The organism is Pseudofrankia saprophytica (genome assembly GCF_000235425.2).
Classification (GTDB): domain Bacteria; phylum Actinomycetota; class Actinomycetes; order Frankiales; family Frankiaceae; genus Pseudofrankia; species Pseudofrankia saprophytica.
The window spans coordinates 3,505,154-3,523,314 of the sequence record NZ_KI912266.1; the positions used below are offsets into that span (position 1 = coordinate 3,505,154).

The following is an 18,161-nucleotide window of genomic DNA, read 5'->3' on the forward strand; positions in this document are numbered from 1 at the left end:
TCAGGTGGTGGCAGCGAATGCCATCGTGGCAGACTCTGCCATGAGCGACGCGACTGGTGCGCCGCGAGGGGAGGCGACGGTGGGTCTGGCGGAACTGTTCGACCTGGAAGGCCGGGTCGCGGTGGTGACCGGCGGCAGCCGCGGGATCGGTTACGCCGTCGCCCGCGGCTTCGCCGCCGCCGGCGCCGACATCGTCGTCGCGAGCCGCAAACTGGACGCCTGCCAGGCCGCCGCCGAGCGGATCGCGAAGGAGACCGGCCGCCGGGCGGTTCCTCTTGGCTGCCACGTCGGGCGCTGGGCGGACTGCGACCGCCTGGTCGACGAGGTCTACGCCGCGTTCGGCCGCTGCGACGTCCTGGTCAACAACGCCGGGATGTCCCCGCTCTACCCGGACCTTCCCAGCGTCACGGAGGACTACTTCGACAAAGTCGTCGGGGTCAACCTCAAGGGGCCGTTCCGGCTCGGCGCGCTCGCCGGTGCCCGGATGGCGGCCGCCGGCGGCGGCAGCATCATCAACGTCTCGACGATCGGCTCGCTGCGCCCCGGCGCCGACGAGCTCGTCTACGCCTGCGCCAAGGCGGGCCTCAACGCGCTGACCATCGGGCTGGCGGAGGCCTACGGGCCGGCGGTGCGCTCGAACGGCATCCTGCCCGGCGCCGTGCTCACCGACATCGCCGACGCCTGGACCCCCGAGCGCCGCGAGCAGGCGGCGCGCGCCACCACCCTCGGCCGCGCCGGTACCGCCGACGACTTCGTCGGCACCGCCCTGTGGCTCGCGAGCCCCGCCTCCGCATGGGTCAGCGGCACCCTCATCCGCGTCGACGGCGGCGCATACCGGCAGACCAGCTAGCCAGACCAGCCGCCAGGCCGGACCGCCACCGCCGTCGACCGGCGCGGGTCGGGCCGGCGAAAGGAGAGCAACCGTGGTCGACTTCGCCATTCCCGAGGAGGCCCAGGCCGTGCGCGCCAGGGCCGCCGACTTCCTCGACACCCACGTTCTGCCGGCCGAGGCGCGCGTCGGCCGGGAGCCCTACTTCGACATTGTCGCCGAGCTGCAGGCGAAGGCCCGGGCCGACGGCCTGTGGTGTCCCTTCGTTCCGGTGGAGTGGGGCGGCATGGGCCTCGGCCCGCTGGCGAACGCGCTCGTCCAGATCGAGGTGGGCCGCTCCTTCACGTACCTGGGCGCGTGGGCGCTGAACTGCATGGGCCCGCAGGACGCCACGATGCTCACCCTCATCGAGCACGGCACCCAGGAGCAGAAGGAGCGCTACCTGCGCCCGCTCGTCGCCGGCGACCTGCGGATCTGCTTCTCGATGACGGAGCGGGCCGCCGGCGCGGATGCGACCGGCCTGCGCACCTCCGCTGTCCGCGACGGCGACCACTGGGTGCTGGGCGGCGAGAAGTGGTTCAGCAGCAACGCGTCGATCTCGCAGCTCGCGCTCGTCATGGCCCGCACCAGCGAGCAGGGCCCGCGCCGTGAGCAGTTCACGACGTTCCTCGTCGAGCTGCCGAACCCCGGCTACCGGATCCTGCGCAACATCCCGACGATGGACGAGCCGCTGCGCCCCCGGTTCGAGGACGAGGTGACCAGCGGCCACGCGGAGGTCCGGATCGACAACCTCGTGGTGCCGCACGCGAACGTGCTCGGCGGCGTCGGGCGCGGCTTCGCCATGGGCCAGCACCGGCTGGGCTACGGCCGGCTGCGGCACGGGATGTGGAGCATCGCCAAGGCGCAGGCCGCCCTCGACCTGGCCGCGGGCCGGGCGCTGTCGCGGGAGACGTTCGGCGCGCCCCTCGCCGACCGGCAGGGCGTCCAGTGGATGCTCGCGGACTGCGCCGAGCGGCTCTACCTGAGCCGGCTGATGGTCCTGCACATCGCCGCGAAGATGGAACGCGGCCAGGACCTGCGGCAGGAGAACGCGATCGCGAAGAACTACATCGCGCACATGCTGCACCACGTCGTCGACACCGCCCTGCAGCTCCACGGCTCCCTCGGATACACCCTCGACACCCCGCTCGCCGAGTGGTACGCCGAGGCCCGCCAGCAGCGGCTGGTGGATGGCCCCGACGAGGTCCACCGCTGGATGATCGGCCGGGGCGTGCTGCGGGCGTTCGAACGCGACGGCACCACGGCCGCCGCCGCCGGCGGGGACCTGCTCTGATGGGCGCGGACGCCACGCCGGCCGCGGCCGCGGCGGCCCCGGAACGGCCGGCCGCCCCGCTCGTCGACCTGCCGCGGCTGGAAGCCTGGCTGGAGACCCTGCTGCCGGGCGGCGGCCCGGCGCGCCTCGCCCGGCTGGGTGAGGCCACCGGCATCGCCAATGCCCTGTTCGCGCTGGACTGGGGCGGGCGGACGCTCGTGCTGCGCCGGGCGCCCGCGGCCCGGATCACCAGCAGCGCCGGCAACACCCTGCGGGAGGCGACCCTGCTCGGCGCCCTCGCCGACACCCCCGTCCGGCACCCGCCGCTGGTGGCGACGTGCCCCGACCCGGACGTCATCGGCGCGCGGTTCATCCTCATGGAGCGTGTCGACGGCTTCACCCCGACGGGCGACCTGCCCGCCCCCTTCGACCGCGCCCCCGAGGTCCGTCGCGCCCTGGGCGTGGAAGCGGTCGACGCGCTCGCCGAGCTCGCGTCCGTCGACTGGCGGGCGGCAGGGCTCGACGGCTTCGGCAGGCCCGACGGCTTCCTCGACCGGCAGGTCGACCGCTGGCTGTGGCAGCTGGGTACCTACCAGACCCGGCCGTTGCCCGACGCCACCGACGTCCTCGCCCCGTGGCTGCGCGCCCACCAGCCCGCCACCGGGCCGATCGCGATCATGCATGGCGACTACAGCCTGTTCAACGTGATGTTCGCGCACGACGCGCCGGCGCGGCTGGCCGCGATCGTCGACTGGGACACCGCGACGATCGGCGACCCGCTCCTGGACCTGGGCCACCTGCTGGCCCGCTGGGACGAGCCGGGCGAACCGCCCACCTTCCTCGGATCCTCCGACATCGCCGACCGGACGGGCCTTGCCACCCGCGCCCAGCTGGCCGCCCGCTACGCCGACCGGACCAGCCTCGACCTCGCGGACCTCCGGTTCTACGAGGTGCTGTCGCTGTTCAAGCTCGGCTGCATCCTGGAAGGCCACCACGCCCAGGCGCCCCGGGCCGGCGACCCGGCCGGCGGCCAGTTCGCCCCGATGGCGCCGGCTGTCTTCGCGGACGCGGCCGCGATCGCCCGCGGGGAGCGGACGCTCTGAGGGCCACATCCGCGCAGGTGTGTCTGGTCCGTCCCATTGCCAGGGGCGTGGTCTGGGCAGAACCTGGGCAGAGTCCGGGCACGCGAGATGAGCTCGGCGTGGCGTGGTGTGGGGCTGGTAGATGGACGAGCGGGCAACGGTGCCGGGCCGGGATCCGTTGCTGGCTGCGCGGGTGACGGTGCTCCATGAGACGGAGCGGACCCGGGTCGTTCGGCTGACGTTCCCGGGCGGAAGCGTGATCCGCAAGGAGCTGCTGGGGCCCGGCGCGCGGCGGCGGCAGCGGCATGAGGTGGAGATCCTCGGTCAGCTGTCCGGTGTCGAGGGAGTCACGCAGTTGGCGACCGGGCTGCCGTCGTCCCCGGACTCGATCCTGCTGGCCGATGTCGGCGGTGTGGCGCTGTCCGAGCGGACTACTCCGCTGGATCCGGTCGAGCTGGTCGGACTGGCCGGGTCGCTGGGGCGGGCGATGGCGGAGATGCACCGGCGGGGGGTGGCGCATCGGGACGTCAATCCGGCGAACATCGTGATGACTGATGGCGGGGGAGCGCCATGCCTGGTCGATTTCTCGCTGGCCACCACGTTCGCGGTGGTTCAGCCGGAATTCGTACATCACAGCGAGATCGTGGGAACGGTGCCGTATTTGGCGCCGGAGCAGACTGGCCGGACTGGTTGTCACGTCGACCAGCGGGCCGATCTGTACGCGCTCGGGGCGACGCTGTACGAGCTGGCCACCGGGGCGCCGCCGTTCGGTGCCGGTGATCCTGTTCAGGTCATTCACGACCATCTGACGCGGGTGCCGGCGCCGCCGTCGGCCGTGAACCCGGCGGTGCCGGCCGGCCTGTCGGCGATCATCATGCATCTGCTGGAGAAGGAGCCGGACGATCGCTACCAGAGCGCCGACGGACTGGTGCACGATCTCACCTTGGTACGTCGTGGCGCCTTCTTGGTGCATCCAGGCGAGCACGATTTCCCCGCACGGCCACTGACGCCATCCCGGTTGGCCGGGCGTGACCAGGAGATCCGCGAGCTGGGCGTGGCGTTCGCCGAGGCGATGGAGGGTCGCTGCCGCGGGCTGCTCGTCGGCGGTGCGCCGGGGGTGGGCAAGACGGCGCTGGTCAACGAACTGCGGCCGATCGTGGCCGGTGCCGACGGCTGGTTCGTGGCGGGCAAGTTCGACCAGTATCGCCGTGACCAGGAGTACGACGGGGGCTGGCAGGCGTTCCGGGCGCTGGGCCGGCTGTTGCTGGCCGAGCCCGAGCAATACCTGGCCGAGGTGCGGGAGCGGATACTGCTGGCGTTGGGACCCAGCGCCGGGCTGGCGACCGCCACCGTGCCGGAGCTGGCGGCGCTGCTGAAGGTCCCCCCGGATCCGGGCGATCCGATGACCGCGCAGGTGCGAGCGCTGCGCAACGGAGTCGAGGTCCTGCGCGCCGTCGCCTCCAGGAAACGGCCGGTGGTGTTCTTCGTCGACGACCTGCAGTGGGCCGGGCGGACTCCGCTGGGCTTCGTCGATCTGATCCTCAGCGGCGCCGAACAGGTCGAGGGACTGCTGCTGGTCGGCGCCTACCGGGACAAGGAGGTCGACCCGGCTCATCCGATGACGCCGATGCTCGCCCGCTGGCAGCGCCAGCCGGCCGGTCCGCGCATCGTGCGGCTGGGCAACCTGACCCCGGACGGCCAGATGGCCATGGTTGCAGACCTGGTGCGCGTCGCGCCTGAGGCCGCCGCGGAGCTGGCGCGGATGATCGCGCCGTCGGCCGGTGGCAATCCGTATGACACGCAGGAGCTGCTGAACTCCTTACGCCACGACGGTCTGCTCGTCGCTGGCGTCGGCGGGTGGCGATGGGATCGGGCGGTGCTGGATCGCCGGCTCGGGCGGGTGGATGTGGCCGGGATGCTGGCCGCTCGGGTGGCCGGGCTGCCGTCGGCGACCAGGCAGGTGTTGGCGGTGATGGCGTGTCTGGCGGGCCGGGTGGAGCTCGACCTGTTGGAGGTCGCGGCGGGGCTGGCCACGGAGGATGTCGAGCACCGGCTGGGCCCGGCGTTCGCCGCCGGCCTGCTGGTGCTCGAGCCTGGCGGCGGGCAGGGGGTGCGGTTCCACCACGACCGGACATGGGAGTCCGTGCTGGGCGCCCTCAGCCCGCGGCGGCGGCGTGGCCTGCGACTGCGGCTGGCCCGGCGGCTGGCCGAGCGGGGCGAGTACTTCGCGGTCGCGGCCGAGCAGTACCTGCACGTGGTCGACGTGGTGCGGGACGACGCCGAGCAGCGGCTGGTGGCCGGGCTGTTCCAGCAGGCCGCCGAGCAGGCGCGGCTGCTGAGCAACCATCCGCTGGTGGAGCGGTTCCTGACCGCGGCGGTGCCGCTGGTCGACCCGACCGACACCGACCAGCTGATCGAGGTCCGCACCGGCCGGCACGCCGCCCTGTACAGCCTGGGCCGGTTGGAGGAGGCGGACGAGGAATACCGGAACGTCAGTCGGCTGTGCACCCGCCCGGCGCAGCGCACGGCGGCCACCGTGCTGCAGGTGATCAGCCTGACCAACCGGGGCCGCGCCGAGGAGGCGGTCCGGCTCGGCGTGGACCAGCTGCGCGAGGTCGGTTTCGCCGTGCCGGACCGGGAGCGCCTCGACGCGGAGATCGACCGAAGACTCGACGCGGTCTACCGGTGGATCGACCAGTCCAACGCATCCGACGACCTGTGCCGCCCGGAGGGCACCGACCGTTCGCGACTGGGCATCATCAAGCTCATCAACCGGCTCATCCCCGCGGCGTTCCTCTGCGACCGGCCGATGATGGCCTGGCTGACCGCGACGGCGCTGGAGATGTGGGCACGGGACGGACCGGATCCCGCCCTGATCGGCCCGACCAGCCACGCCTCCGTCCTGACCACGGCCCTCAGGCACGACTACCGCACCGGGCACCGCATCATGCGGCGCCTTCTCCAAGTCGGTCACGCACGCGGCTACGAACCGGACATCTGGCAGATGCAGTTGATGTATGCGGTCTTTACCGGCCACTGGTTCGACCCGCTCGAGGACAACCTGTCCGCCGCGCGTCGCGCACTGGAGGGCCTGCTCCAGGGCGGCGACCTGCAGTACGCCTGCTGGACCCATGTCGTGCTGCTGCCGGACCTGCTGGACTGCGGCCCGTCGCTGGACGCCTATGTCGCCGGTGCCGACGAGGCGATGGCTATCGCCACACGCACCGGCAACGGATACGCCGAAGAGGTGTTCCGGCCCTGGCGCCAGCTGGCGAGGGTGCTGCGTGGCGAGGCCGTCGGCCAGGCGGCCGACGAGGCGGCCGAGCAGGGCCTGCTGGCCGCCAACCCGCTCGCCGCCGCCAACATGCACCTCACCCGGGCGCTCGCCGCCGCCATCTTCGATCATTCGGCCGAGCTGGCCCGGCACACAGCGGCGGTGATGCGGTTGCTGCCGGTCCTCGAAGCGACCTACCTGATCGCGGTCGCGCGCGTGTTGCGGGCTCTGGCCCTGACCGGGCAGGCCCGGACGACGGAAGCGGGCCGGCGCGGGGCCGTGCTGGCCGAGCTGGACGAGGTGGTCGACTGGCTGGCCGCCCGCGCGGCCGACGCGCCGGTCAACTTCCTGCACCTGTTACGCCTGGTCGAGGCCGAACGGGCCTGGGCGGCAGGTGACTTCCGGGAGGCCGCGTACACCTATGACCTGGCACAACGTGAGGCCGCCACCCGCACACGCCCCTGGCACCGGGCACTGACCTTGGAACGCGCCGCACGGTTCCACCTCGCCCAGGGCATGGAGGAAACCGGCCGCATGCTGCTCGCCGCCGCCCGCCGCCAGTACGCCGACTGGGGCGCCACCGCCAAGGTCAGCCAGCTCGACTGGGCTTACCCGGCGCTGGCGGCCGAACCCGCCGGCGCCGAACCCGCTGCGCGAGCACCAGCCCAACCCACCACGGGCAGCCCCGCCGTCACCACCGGCACCATCGACCTGCTCGGCGTCGTCGCCGCCTCCCAGGCGCTGAGCTCCGAGACCAGCATCGAGGGCCTGCGCGCAAAGGTCGTGGGAATCCTGTCCGAGATGACCGGCGCCACCGGCGTCCACCTCCTCCTTCGCGACCAGGACGACAACGATGGCGGCTGGCTGGTACCCACCGACGACGGCGCCATCCCCCTGCGCGAGGCAGGCCTGCGCCGCCTGCTGCCGCCCTCGGTCGTCTGGTACACCGAACGCACCCACGAACCCACCGTCATCGCCGACGCCACCCGCGACGACCGATTCGCCCGCGACCCCTACCTCACCAGCCTCGACCGCTGCTCCCTACTCGCCATCCCCCTCACGATCCGCGGCGAACTCAAAGCCATGCTCCTGCTGGAGAACCGAATGATCCGCGGCGCGTTCGCCACCAACCGCCTCGAACCGATCATGCTCATCGCCGGGCAGCTCGCCGTCTCCCTCGACCACGCCCAGGTCTACGCCTCCCTGGGGCGCAAAGTCGCCGAACGCACCCACCAACTCGCGGCCGCCAACCAACGCCTGGAACAACTGTCCATCACCGACCCCCTCACCGGACTGGCCAACCGACGACGCCTCGAAGAAGTCCTCCACGCCGAATGGCACCAGGCCTGCCATCAGCGCACCCCCCTCGCCGTCGCCATGACCGACATCGACTACTTCAAGCGCTACAACGACCACTACGGCCACACCGCCGGCGACCGCTGTCTCCGACTCGTTGCCGCATGCCTGGCCGACAACACCCGCGACACCGACCTCGCCGCCCGCTTCGGCGGCGAGGAGTTCGCCATCGTCATGCCCCACACCGACACCGACACCGCCGCCCGCGTCGCCCGAGACCTACGCGACGCCGTCGCCGCGCTCGCCGAACCACACCCCCTCGGCATCGACCACATGATCACCCTCAGCATCGGCGTCGCCGCCACCATCCCCACCACCGACAATCAGCCACAAAGCCTGATCGATCTCGCCGACGTCGAGCTTTATCGAGCCAAGCGTGCCGGACGCAACCGCGTCGAGGTAGCACACCCACACCCCGCGTCGCTATAGCCGGCGGGGACCCGCGGCCGCTCTGACGGCCGCATTCGCGTGGACCCGGGGTACGCCGCGGGTGCTGATGCGGTGCACCAGACGGCGCTCGCCGTCGCGGTCGCTAGGGCGATGCGCCCGCCAGCAGAGGGCGTGGGCCGGCTCACCCGAGCGAAAACGCTAAATTAGTTCTATGATTGTACGCAAGGTCCGGAATGGTCTGGCGCTGAGCAACCATCGAGCCGCGTGCGGTTACCACTCGGCGCAAGAAGCGGGACCGCGGCCAGCCCGGTACGGACGGGACGCCCCGCCGTGGAGGTCGTGGACCGCGCGGCGGGGAAGTGTCCTCCGGGCAGTCGCTCTGATGCCGACGGTCAGCGATCTCACCGCCAGGCATCGGATCTCAGGCATGGACGATGCCGTGCGGCGGCGCGGGCGGACACGAGGTGAGTCCGACTGTCGCTGTCGCCCGGCCTGACCGAACGGAGCGCCGAATGCGGGATGCAGTGATCGTGGCGGCGGTGCGCACGCCACTCGGCAAGCGCAACGGTGCCCTGTCGACCGTGCATCCGGTCACGCTGTCGGCTCATGTGCTGACCGAGCTCGCCGCCAGGAGCGGCGTCGATCCCGCCGAGATCGACGACGTCGCCTGGGGCGTCGTCGGGCAGGCCGGCGAGCAGGCCGCGGACCTCGCTCGCACCGCCGTGCTGGCCGCGGGCTGGCCGGAGTCGGTGACCGGCTACACGATCGACCGCCAGTGCGGGTCCTCGCAGCAGGCGGTGCACTCCGCGGCGGCCGGGCTGATCGCGGGACAGTACGACCTGGTCGTCGCGGGCGGCGTCGAGTCGATGTCACGGGTGCCGATGGGCTTCTCCACCCAGGGCAAGGACCCCTATGGCGAGCTGTATCTGGCCCGCTACGGGGCCTACCCGAACCAGGGGATCGGCGCGGAGATGATCGCCGAGAGGTGGGGGTTCTCCCGGACCCAGCTCGACGAGTTCTCGATCGCCAGCCACGAGAAGGCCGCCTCGGCCCGGGCCGAGGGCCGGTTCGACGCCCAGATCGCTCCGGTCACGCTGGCGGACGGGACGGTCGTGGCGAGCGACGAGGGAATCCGGCCTGGCGGGACGGTCGAGGGTCTGGCGAAGCTGAAGCCCGCCTTCAAAGAGGACGGCGTGATCCACGCCGGGAACGCCTCACAGATCTCGGACGGTGCCGCGGCGCTGCTGTTGACGACCTCCGAGAAGGCCGGGGAGCTCGGCCTGACGCCGATCGCCAGGGTGCACACGGCGGTCCTCGCGGGCGCCGACCCGGTGATCATGCTTACCGCGCCGATTCCGGCGACGCAGAAGGCGCTGCGGCGGTCCGGGCTGACGATCGACGAGATCGGCGTCTACGAGGTCAACGAGGCGTTCGCGCCGGTGCCGCTGGCCTGGGTCGCGGAGATCGGCGCCGATCCCAAGGCACTCAACCCGAACGGCGGCGCCATCGCCCTGGGGCATCCTCTAGGCGGCTCCGGGGCCCGCATCATGACGACGATGCTTCACCACATGCGGGACAATGGTGTCCGCTATGGCCTGCAGACAATGTGCGAAGGCGGCGGGCAGGCCAACGCCACCATCCTCGAACTGCTCTGAACGAAGGAGGCCACGGCCGGAGGTCTCACAATCCTCCGGCCGTGGCTCCGAGCCCCTCACCCCTCGCGGTCAGGTCGCGACCTCGACTATGCCCCGGATGTTGAGGCCGTCGGTCATGTCCTGGTAAGCCTTCTCGATCTCGTCGAGCGCGTAGCGGCGGGTCACCATCTCGTCGAGCCGTAGTTGGCCGTCACGGTAGAGGCCGAGCAGCATCGGCACGTCCTGGTGTGGGTTGCAGAAGCCGTACAGGCAGCCGACGACGGTCTTCGAGAACGAGGTGAGCATTCCTCCCGGCAGCTTCACGGTAATTTCGTCATAGTGGTCCGCGATACCGGTGAGAACGATCGTGCCGCCCTTGCGGGTCATCTCGTAGCACTCCGTGGTGACCTGCTCGGTTGCCACGCCGACACACTGGATGACGCTGTCAGCCAGCACTCCGGCGGTCTGGCGGCGGACGTGGTCGAGCGCTTCGGCGTGGGTGGTGAAGCCGGCGTGGGCGCCGAGGCGCCGGGCGAACTCGTTCTTGAACGGCACCGGGTCGACGGTGACGACTCTCGCGGCGCCGGCCATGAGCGCGCCCTGTACAGCGGCGGCGCCGACGCCGCCGACCCCGTAGACCACGACGACGTCGCCGGTGCGGACGCCCGCCGCCCGCACCGCGGAGCCCCAGCCCGTCGGCACGCTGCAGCCCAGCAGGCACGCCGCGTCCAGCGCGGTGTCGTCGGGCACCTTGACCAGCGAGCGTTCCTGGGCGACGAAGAAGTCGGTGAACGTTCCCAGCGCGCAGAACCCGCCGGCGTCCCGCCCGTCGCGTAGATGCATGCGGTAGGTGCCGTCGGCGAGCGCCCCCGTCAGGGTGCTCGCGCCCGCGTCGCAGAGCCAGGACTGGCCGACCGTGCACCAGCGGCACCGGCCGCACGCCGGAATGAAGCAGGTCACCACCTTGTCGCCCGGTCGCAGCCGGGTGACCCCCGCGCCGACCTCCCGGACGATCCCGCTGCCCTCGTGCCCGCCGACCAGCGGGAAGCGCAGGCCCGCGCCCTTGTTGAGGTGGTCGTCGGAGTGGCAGAGGCCGGCGAAGGCGGTCTCGACCAGGACCTCGCCGGCGCGGGGCCCGTCCAGCGAGATCTCCTCGACCGTCCAGGGCTGTCCCGGACCGCGTAGGAGCGCGGCACGCGTCTTCATATCAACCCTCTCGAGTATCCGGCGTGTGGCGGCTGGGCGCTGGGATCTCAGTGGGCGACGAGCTGGGCCGCGGTGTTGTACATGACGTCCTCGGTGACCTGCTCGTCGAGGCCGTCGAGCAGGTTGCGGAAGTCCGCAGGGGAGGCGAGCCCTTCCGCATGCGGCCAGTCGGAGCCCATGACGATGCTGTCGTGGAAACCGAGCCGCCGGATGATCTCCACCGGGTCGTCCTCCGGGTAGGGGACGACGCGGATGTGGTCGCGGAAGACCTCGCTGGGCCGGCGGTCGAGCTGGCCGCCGATCCAGGGGCCGTTGCGGCCCATGCCGCGGCTCTTGTCCATGTGCCTGACGAAGTGCGGCACCCAGGACGCGCCGAACTCGCTGGCCAGCACCCGGATCTCGGGGAACCGGCCGAACAGGTTGTCGAACACCAGGGCCGACAAGGTCTCCGTGATGGGCCGCTCGCCATAGGTGTTCTGCCACTGCCACGCCGACATGCGGAAGTGGATCGGATCGGGTTCGTGCCCCCAGGCCGGCGCCAGGTTGGCGTTGTAGTACGCCTCGGTGATGTGGTAGCAGACGGTCGCCTTGGCCTCGTTGATCCGTGCCCAGATCGGGTCGAAGTACGGGTCGCCGGGGCTGCGGCCGTAGGCGGGGCCGGTCGTCATGAGAATGAACCGGGCGCCGTCGGCGAGGACCTGGTCGAGCTCCTTGACGGCGAGGTCCCGGTCCTTCAGGGCGATGGTCGCCGGCGCGTAGATGCGGCCCTTGTGGTCGAAGCCCCACTGCTCGTTCATGTAGGTGTTGAACGAGCGCAGGTTCGCGTACAGGGCGTCCGGCCGGGTGATGTAGGCCTCCGCCATCAGCCCCCAGCTGCCCGGGTACATGATGGTCGCGTCGAGCCCCTGGGCGTCCATCTCGCGCAGCCGCGCGTCGCGGTCCTGGTAGACGTCGCGCATCGGCTCGAACATGTAGGTCTCGGTCGGGGCGCCGGTGCTCATCTGCTTGAGCATTTCCTTGAGTGACCCGGGCTTGTAGGCCTTCCTGAACTCGGGCTCGACGGCGACGAGGATTCGCTCACCCATGAGGATCGCCTCGTCGCCGTTCTCCAGCGTGACCGGCTTGACGGTCCGGTGAGCCCATTCCGGCGCGATGTGCCGGGTGAACGCGTCGAGTGTCTCGTACATGTGCTGGTCACAGTCGAAGATCCTGCCCACGGCTGCCTCCCTGCGCGTCCGTGCGCCTGTGGGCGCGAATGGTGTGGTGGAGAGAAGGACCTGACCGAGGTCAGGTGATCGTCCGGCCACCGTCGACGGCGAGCTGCTGGCCGGTGACGTAGGCGGCGGCGTCGGAGAGCAGGAACCGGACCGCGCCGACGATGTCGCCCGGGGTTCCGGTGCGTCTGAGGGCGAGCCGGTCGGCGAAGAAGTCGGGCGGTTCGGCCAGCCCGCCGACCATTTCCGTCGGGAACATCCCGGGAGCGACCGCGTTGACCCGCACGCCGTAGCGGCCCCACTGGACGGCCAGCTCGCGGGTGGCGTGCGCGAGCCCGGCCTTGGCGGCGCAGTAGCCCGCGCTCGGCACGGTCAGCCCAGTGGTGACGATGCCCGACATCGAGGTGATGTTGACGATCGACCCGCCGCCGGCGTCCCGCATCGCCAGGGCGGACCGGCGGGCCAGGTCGAGCGGTGCCACCAGGTTGATCTCCAGCAGGGCGCGGACGTCGTCGGCCGTCTCCTTGAGCGCCGGGACGGCCCGCAGGACGCCCGCGTTGTTGACGAGCCCGTCGATCCGGCCGTGCGTGTCCAGCACGGAGGCGACGAGCTCGGCGCGGGCGTCGTCGTCGGTGAGGTCGGCGGGCAGGACGGCGCAGCGCCGAAGCCGGGCGGCGAGTTCCTTCAGCCGGTCGTCCCGGCGGCCGGTGGCGACCACCAACGCCCCGGCGGCGTCGAGCCCTTCGGTGATCCAGGCTCCCAGGCCCGAGGTCGCGCCGGTCACCAGCACGACGCGGTCGGTCACGTCGAACGGTTCGCCCACCGGCCGGGCGGGGGAGGAGTCGATGGGGTCGGTCACGGGCTAGACCATCGCCGGGGTGGCTGTGTCCCGGCCCGACCGCAGCACCCGGCCCGGGGTGTCGCCGGTGAACGTCCGCCCCGCCACGATCGGCACCCCGCCGACGACGACGTGCGCGATGCCCTCCGGCTCGCTGTAGAGCCGGCCGGCGCCGGCCGGCAGGTCGAACCGGGTGGTGAGTGGTTGCAGCGAGATCGCCGCCGGGTCGAGGACGACGAGGTCGGCGGCGGCGCCGGGAACGATCCGGCCTCGGTCCCGCAGCCCGTAGAGGTCCGCCGGCACCGATGTCAGTAGCCGGACCGCCTCCTCGATACTGATCACCTTGTGCTCGCGGACGCCGTGGTGCAGGACCATCGTCGTGTAGGCGAAGAAGCCGATCATGTCGAGGTGCGCGCCGGCGTCGGAGGCGCCGAGGACCGCGCGGGGGTCGCGCCAGATCTCGGCACGCGCCGCCCAGTCCTCGGCGGTCGGGGCGTGCCAGGGGTTGGAGAACGTCGTGCGCAGCTCGTCGGCGACGACGATGTCGACGAACGTGTCGAACGGGTCCCGGCCCTGCTCCGCCGCGATGTCGCCGACCCGGCGCCCGGCATAGGCGGCGGTGGATGGCGAGAACGTCTCGATGATGTGGCGGCTCGCCCAGTCGACAAGGTGGCTGTAGGGGGACGGGGCCGCGCACGCGTCCCGCAGGGCCGCGCGCCGCGCCGGGTCGCGCAGGATCGCGAGCCGCTCGGCCGGCGGCAGGAACAGGAAGTCGTGCAGGCCGGGCACCATGTCCAGGACGAACCCGGACAGGAAGGAGAACCGTGACGGCGGCGTGTCGGGCATGGTCAGCCCGACGACCTTCGCCCCGCGGGCCCGCGCCTGGTCGCCGAGCGCCAGCTTGGCGCGGGCGTCGTCGAGGGTGCGGGCGGTGACGCTGAGGATGTTCCAGTTCAGCGGACGACCTGCGGCGAGCGACATCTGGATCATCAGCTCGCCGATGTCTTCGGGGAAGTAGCCCTTGCCGGGCACGGTCGGCAGGTACTCCAGCGACGTGCCGGGGTGCTCGCCGGCCACCGCGGCCAGCTCGAGCAGCTCGCCGTCCGTCGCCCACCGCGACGGCACCGGCTGCCCGTCCGCGTCGTGATGGCTCTGCGCTCGGGTCGTCGAGAAGCCGAGGCCGCCGGCCGCGAGCCCCTCGTGCAGCAGTCGCTTCATCGTCGCCAGCTCGTCGTCCGTGGCCGGCCGCTCGGTGGCGGCGGGTCCCATCGCCACCCGGCGCAGCGCCGAGTGGCCGACCATGTAGCCGGTGTTGATCGCGAGGGTGCCGTCGAGGCGGTCGAGGAACTCCGCGGTCGTGCGCCAGTCCCAGGGCACGCCCGCCTCCAGGGCGGTCAGCGGCATGCCCTCGACCCGGGCGAGCATCCGCATCAGGTAGTCGCCGGCCGTCTCGTCCAGCGGGGCGACCGTGAAGCCGCAGTTGCCGGCCAGCGCCGTGGTCACACCATGCAGCGGGGACGGCGACAGGGTCGGGTCCCAGAATCCCTGCACGTCGAGATGGGTGTGGACGTCGACGAAGCCGGGCGTCACGACATGTCCCTCGGCGTCGATCGTGCGGGTGGCGCCGTCGGTGAGCTCACCGATCGCGACGACCCGCCCGCCGTCCACCGCGACGTCCACGCGCCGTGCCGGCGCGCCGGTCCCGTCGACCACCTCGCCGCCTCGGATCACCAGGTCATACATGACTCTCCTTCGTCGGCCTCGACGACAAGACTCCGTCGTCATAATAAGCTAACTAATTAATTTCAGACAACTATCGATCTGCCCTGGTGGGGTGCCGGGTACCGGCCGGTCGCGGGTGTCCTCCCGGGCGGATCTGCGTGCCGGCGGAGAACCGGACGGCGCAGCGCCCGTCGCCGAGTGCGATCTGGCCCTCGGCGACGACGAAGGTCCGGCCGCGGTGGGTGACCGTGGCCGTGCTGGTCACCGGGCCGCCGGCGGCCGGCACGCCGCGCACGAAGTTCACCAGGAGGTCGAGCGGTACGGCCTCGTCGTCCGGGCCGAGCAGCGGCCTGACGGCCTCCGTCGCCGTGAGGTGGGCGAGCATGGCGACGACCCCGCCGTGCACCGCCCCGAAGCTGTTGGCGACCGCTCTGGTGGGCTCGAGCTCGAGATGGGCATGGCCACCGCCCGCGGCTTCCCCGGTGACGCCGAGGAGGTGTCGCGGGTCGGCGAACTGGTCGGGGTCCGCTCCCTGTGCGGGGACGGGGACGGGCGAGGCGGCCGCGGGCAGGCCGCGCCAGGCCGCGGACACCGACCGCAGCGTGCAGATGGCCAGCAGGTCGCCGTCGGCGTCCACCAGGTCGGCGCGGGCCAGCGCCGCGCCGCCGCCCTCGCCGACGGCGGCGAGCGTCGCTCTGCCCTCGACCCAGCCCGGCGCCACCGGTGCAGGGCGGACGAACTCCAGGCGCAGCTGGGCGCTGAGCACCGCGCTGGTGGCCGGGAGTCCGGTCGCCGCCGCGGAGCCGCAGCACGCGTCGGCCACGATCCCCAGGGCGCCGGCGAGGATCCGCCGGTCGGGGCCGAGCACCGCGGAGCTGGCCGGCATCCGGGTGACGCAGTGGCCGGCTTCGGCTTCGCGTACCTGAAGACCCAGCGTCCTGTGGACGGGCAGCGCGGCCCCGCCTCGGCCCCTTCCCCTGCGCAGCCACTCCAGCTCCGCGGCGGCGCCGGGATCGCCCACCGTGGCGGGCGTGGTCTTCGGATCACCGACGCGCGGCACCCTGTCCTCCTCGTCTCGTGCGGCCTTGAACAGGAGGATACGTCAAATAGCTAAAAAATTGTTCTGAATCTGGGGTGTCGGCGCAGGCCTGGCCGCCCAGCTGGGAGGCGAGGCCACCTCTCGGCCGCCGCGTCGGCCTGCCAGCGCGGCGGCAGGCCGACGGAGGCCGTCAGAGAGTGACGGCCAGACGGGTGGCCTGGTCGATCGCGCGGACGGCGTCGAGTCCCTCGGCGTCGTCGGCGCCCCCGACCAGGTGGGCCTTGACGCCTCGCGTGGCGAGTGCCTGGTGGAGGCCTCGATCGCTCTCCTGGCCGGCGCAGAGGATGACGGTGTCGCAGGCGTGGACGCGGGCCTGCCCGTCGACCGAGTAGTGCAGGCCGCCGTCGTCGATGGCGAGATAGCGGGCGCCGGTGACCTCGGCTACCCCGGCCCTGCGCAGGCGGCCGCGCAGGATCCAGCCCGTCGACCTGCCCAGGCCGCGGCCGGTGCGACCTGCCTGCCGCTGGAACAGGGTGATCTCGCGAGTGGCCCCGGCGGGCGCGGGCGGGTCGGTCACGTCGCCGCGGCGGCGGGCGTCCGGGTCCGCCACGCCCCAGTCACGCAGGAACGGCTCCGGGTCCAGGGCGGCCCGGGCGTCGCCGACCAGGTAGTCGGCGGTGTCGAACCCGATGCCGCCGGCGCCGATGACGGCCACCCGCCGTCCGGGTGTCACCCGCCCGGTCAGCACGTCGGCGTAGGACACGACCATGGGATGGTCGATGCCGGGGATGTCCGGCCGTCGGGGGGTGGCGCCGGTCGCCAGGACGATCTCGTCGTATCTCTCGCCGTCGAGCTCGTCGGCGTCGACCGGTCGGCCGAGGCGCACCGTGACACCCAGGCGACCCAGGCGGACCCGGTAGTACCGGATGGCCTCGGCGAACTCGGCCTTGCCGGGAACGACCTTGGCGAGGTTCCACTGGCCACCGATCTCCTCCGCCGCGTCGTAGAGCGTGACCGCGTGACCACGTTCGGCCGCGGTGACGGCGCACGCGAGGCCGGCGGGCCCGGCGCCGACGACTCCGATCCGCCGGTGTACGACGGGCGCGTCGGCCAGGAACTCGATCTCCCTGCCCGCGCGCGGGTTGACCATGCACGAGGCGGTGGCGTCCGTGAAGATCTGGTCGAGGCATGCCTGGTTGCAGGCCACGCAGGTGTTGATCTCATCGGCACGCCCGGTGCGGACCTTGCGCGCGAAGTCGGGATCGGCCAGCAGGGGGCGGGCCATCGAGACCAGGTCGGCCGTGCCGTCCGCGAGCAGCTTCTCGGCGACACCCGGGTCGTTGATCCGGTTGGACGCGATGACCGGCACCGTGACCGCGGATCTGACGCGGCGCGTCGCGAAGGCCCACACCGCGCGCGGGACGCTGGCGGCGATGGTGGGTACCGCCGACTCGTGCCAGCCGACGCCGGTGTTGAGGACGTCGGCGCCGGCCGCCTCGACCCGGCGGGCGAGTTCGGTGATCTCGTCACCGGTCAGGCCGTCCTCGACGAGGTCGATCGCGGAGATGCGGTAGATCAGGAGGAAGTCCTCGCCGACCCGCTCGCGGACCCGGCGCACGATCGCGACGGGCAGTCGCAGCCGGCCGTCGAGGTCGCCACCGAACTCGTCGGCTCGGTCGTTGGTCCGCGGTGAGGTGAACTCGTTGATCAGGTAGCCCTCGGAGCCCATGATCTCGACACCGTCGTAGCCGGCGGCACGCGCCAGCTGGGCGGTGCGGGCGAACTGGTCGACGATCTCCCAGACCTGCGCGGTGTCCAACGCCCGCGGGGCGTAACGGTTGATGCGCGCCTTGGCGGCGGACGGGCCGACGCAGCCGGGCACCTTGGCATAGCGACCCGCGTGCAGTATCTGCAGGGCGATCAGCCCGCCGGCGTCGTGGACCGCGCGGCACACCGCCCGGTGGGGCTCGAGGTCGTGGTCATCGTCGAGGACGCCGGACTCGGGATCCATGCGGCCGTCCGGGTGGGGAGCGTAGCCACCCGTGAGGATGAGCCCGATCTCGCCGTGGGCCCTGGCCGCGTAGAACGCGGCCATCCGTTCCACCGGCCGGTCGAGGGTCTCCAGGCGGGTGTGCATCGCGCCCATGACCATGCGGTTGGGCAGGATGACCGGTCCCACGCGCAGCGGCGCCAGCAGGCGTGGGTAGGAGGAGGCCGCGGGCGCATCGCCGATCTTCATATAGATAACTTAATGTTATTATTGTG

At 72.0% G+C, this 18,161-nt stretch carries 11 protein-coding genes; 5 read left to right on the top strand and 6 right to left on the bottom strand.

Annotated elements, in window-relative coordinates; translation table 11 throughout:
* Positions 1–40: 40 nt before the first annotated feature.
* The 5 genes from FRCN3DRAFT_RS0214695 to FRCN3DRAFT_RS0214715 all read left to right on the top strand — a co-directional run bounded on the left by FRCN3DRAFT_RS0214695 (position 41) and on the right by FRCN3DRAFT_RS0214715 (position 9,898).
* Positions 41–850 (top strand): SDR family NAD(P)-dependent oxidoreductase, encoded by an 810-nt coding sequence (locus FRCN3DRAFT_RS0214695; RefSeq protein ID WP_051466261.1) that lies wholly within the window; start codon positions 41–43, stop codon positions 848–850.
* A 73-nt stretch (positions 851–923) separates the two neighbouring features.
* A complete protein-coding gene (locus FRCN3DRAFT_RS0214700) occupies positions 924–2,162 on the top strand; it encodes an acyl-CoA dehydrogenase family protein (RefSeq protein ID WP_007507191.1) in 1,239 nt (412 codons plus the stop codon).
* Positions 2,162–3,244 (top strand): phosphotransferase family protein, encoded by a 1,083-nt coding sequence (locus FRCN3DRAFT_RS0214705; protein WP_007507188.1) that lies wholly within the window; start codon positions 2,162–2,164, stop codon positions 3,242–3,244. Before FRCN3DRAFT_RS0214700 ends, FRCN3DRAFT_RS0214705 begins: the two co-directional genes overlap by 1 nt.
* A gap of 121 nt (positions 3,245–3,365) precedes the next feature.
* Positions 3,366–8,282 carry a diguanylate cyclase gene (locus FRCN3DRAFT_RS0214710; RefSeq protein ID WP_007507186.1) on the top strand — a complete coding sequence of 1,639 codons (4,917 nt, stop codon included), beginning with the start codon at positions 3,366–3,368 and terminating at the stop codon, positions 8,280–8,282.
* 473 nt (positions 8,283–8,755) lie between these two features.
* Positions 8,756–9,898, top strand: a complete 1,143-nt coding sequence (locus FRCN3DRAFT_RS0214715) for a thiolase family protein (RefSeq protein WP_007507184.1) — start codon at positions 8,756–8,758, stop codon at positions 9,896–9,898.
* Between the two features lie 69 nt (positions 9,899–9,967).
* Here the strand turns inward: FRCN3DRAFT_RS0214715 and FRCN3DRAFT_RS0214720 are convergent, their stop codons facing one another.
* The 6 genes from FRCN3DRAFT_RS0214720 to FRCN3DRAFT_RS0214745 all read right to left on the bottom strand — a co-directional run bounded on the left by FRCN3DRAFT_RS0214720 (position 9,968) and on the right by FRCN3DRAFT_RS0214745 (position 18,135).
* Positions 9,968–11,083 (bottom strand): NDMA-dependent alcohol dehydrogenase, encoded by a 1,116-nt coding sequence (locus FRCN3DRAFT_RS0214720; protein WP_007507182.1) that lies wholly within the window; start codon positions 11,081–11,083, stop codon positions 9,968–9,970.
* A gap of 47 nt (positions 11,084–11,130) precedes the next feature.
* Positions 11,131–12,300 (bottom strand): amidohydrolase family protein, encoded by a 1,170-nt coding sequence (locus tag FRCN3DRAFT_RS0214725; protein WP_007507181.1) that lies wholly within the window; start codon positions 12,298–12,300, stop codon positions 11,131–11,133.
* Between the two features lie 70 nt (positions 12,301–12,370).
* Complete coding sequence (locus tag FRCN3DRAFT_RS0214730; RefSeq protein ID WP_007507179.1) at positions 12,371–13,156, bottom strand: SDR family NAD(P)-dependent oxidoreductase; 786 nt, start codon at positions 13,154–13,156, stop codon at positions 12,371–12,373.
* A gap of 3 nt (positions 13,157–13,159) precedes the next feature.
* On the bottom strand, positions 13,160–14,878 hold the full coding sequence (locus FRCN3DRAFT_RS0214735; protein ID WP_007507177.1) for an N-acyl-D-amino-acid deacylase family protein: 1,719 nt from the start codon (positions 14,876–14,878) through the stop codon (positions 13,160–13,162).
* 70 nt (positions 14,879–14,948) lie between these two features.
* Positions 14,949–15,917, bottom strand: coding sequence for a PaaI family thioesterase (locus tag FRCN3DRAFT_RS49475; protein WP_007507175.1), 969 nt, complete (start codon positions 15,915–15,917; stop codon positions 14,949–14,951).
* A 169-nt stretch (positions 15,918–16,086) separates the two neighbouring features.
* Positions 16,087–18,135, bottom strand: coding sequence for an oxidoreductase (locus FRCN3DRAFT_RS0214745; protein WP_007507173.1), 2,049 nt, complete (start codon positions 18,133–18,135; stop codon positions 16,087–16,089).
* Positions 18,136–18,161: the final 26 nt, after the last annotated feature.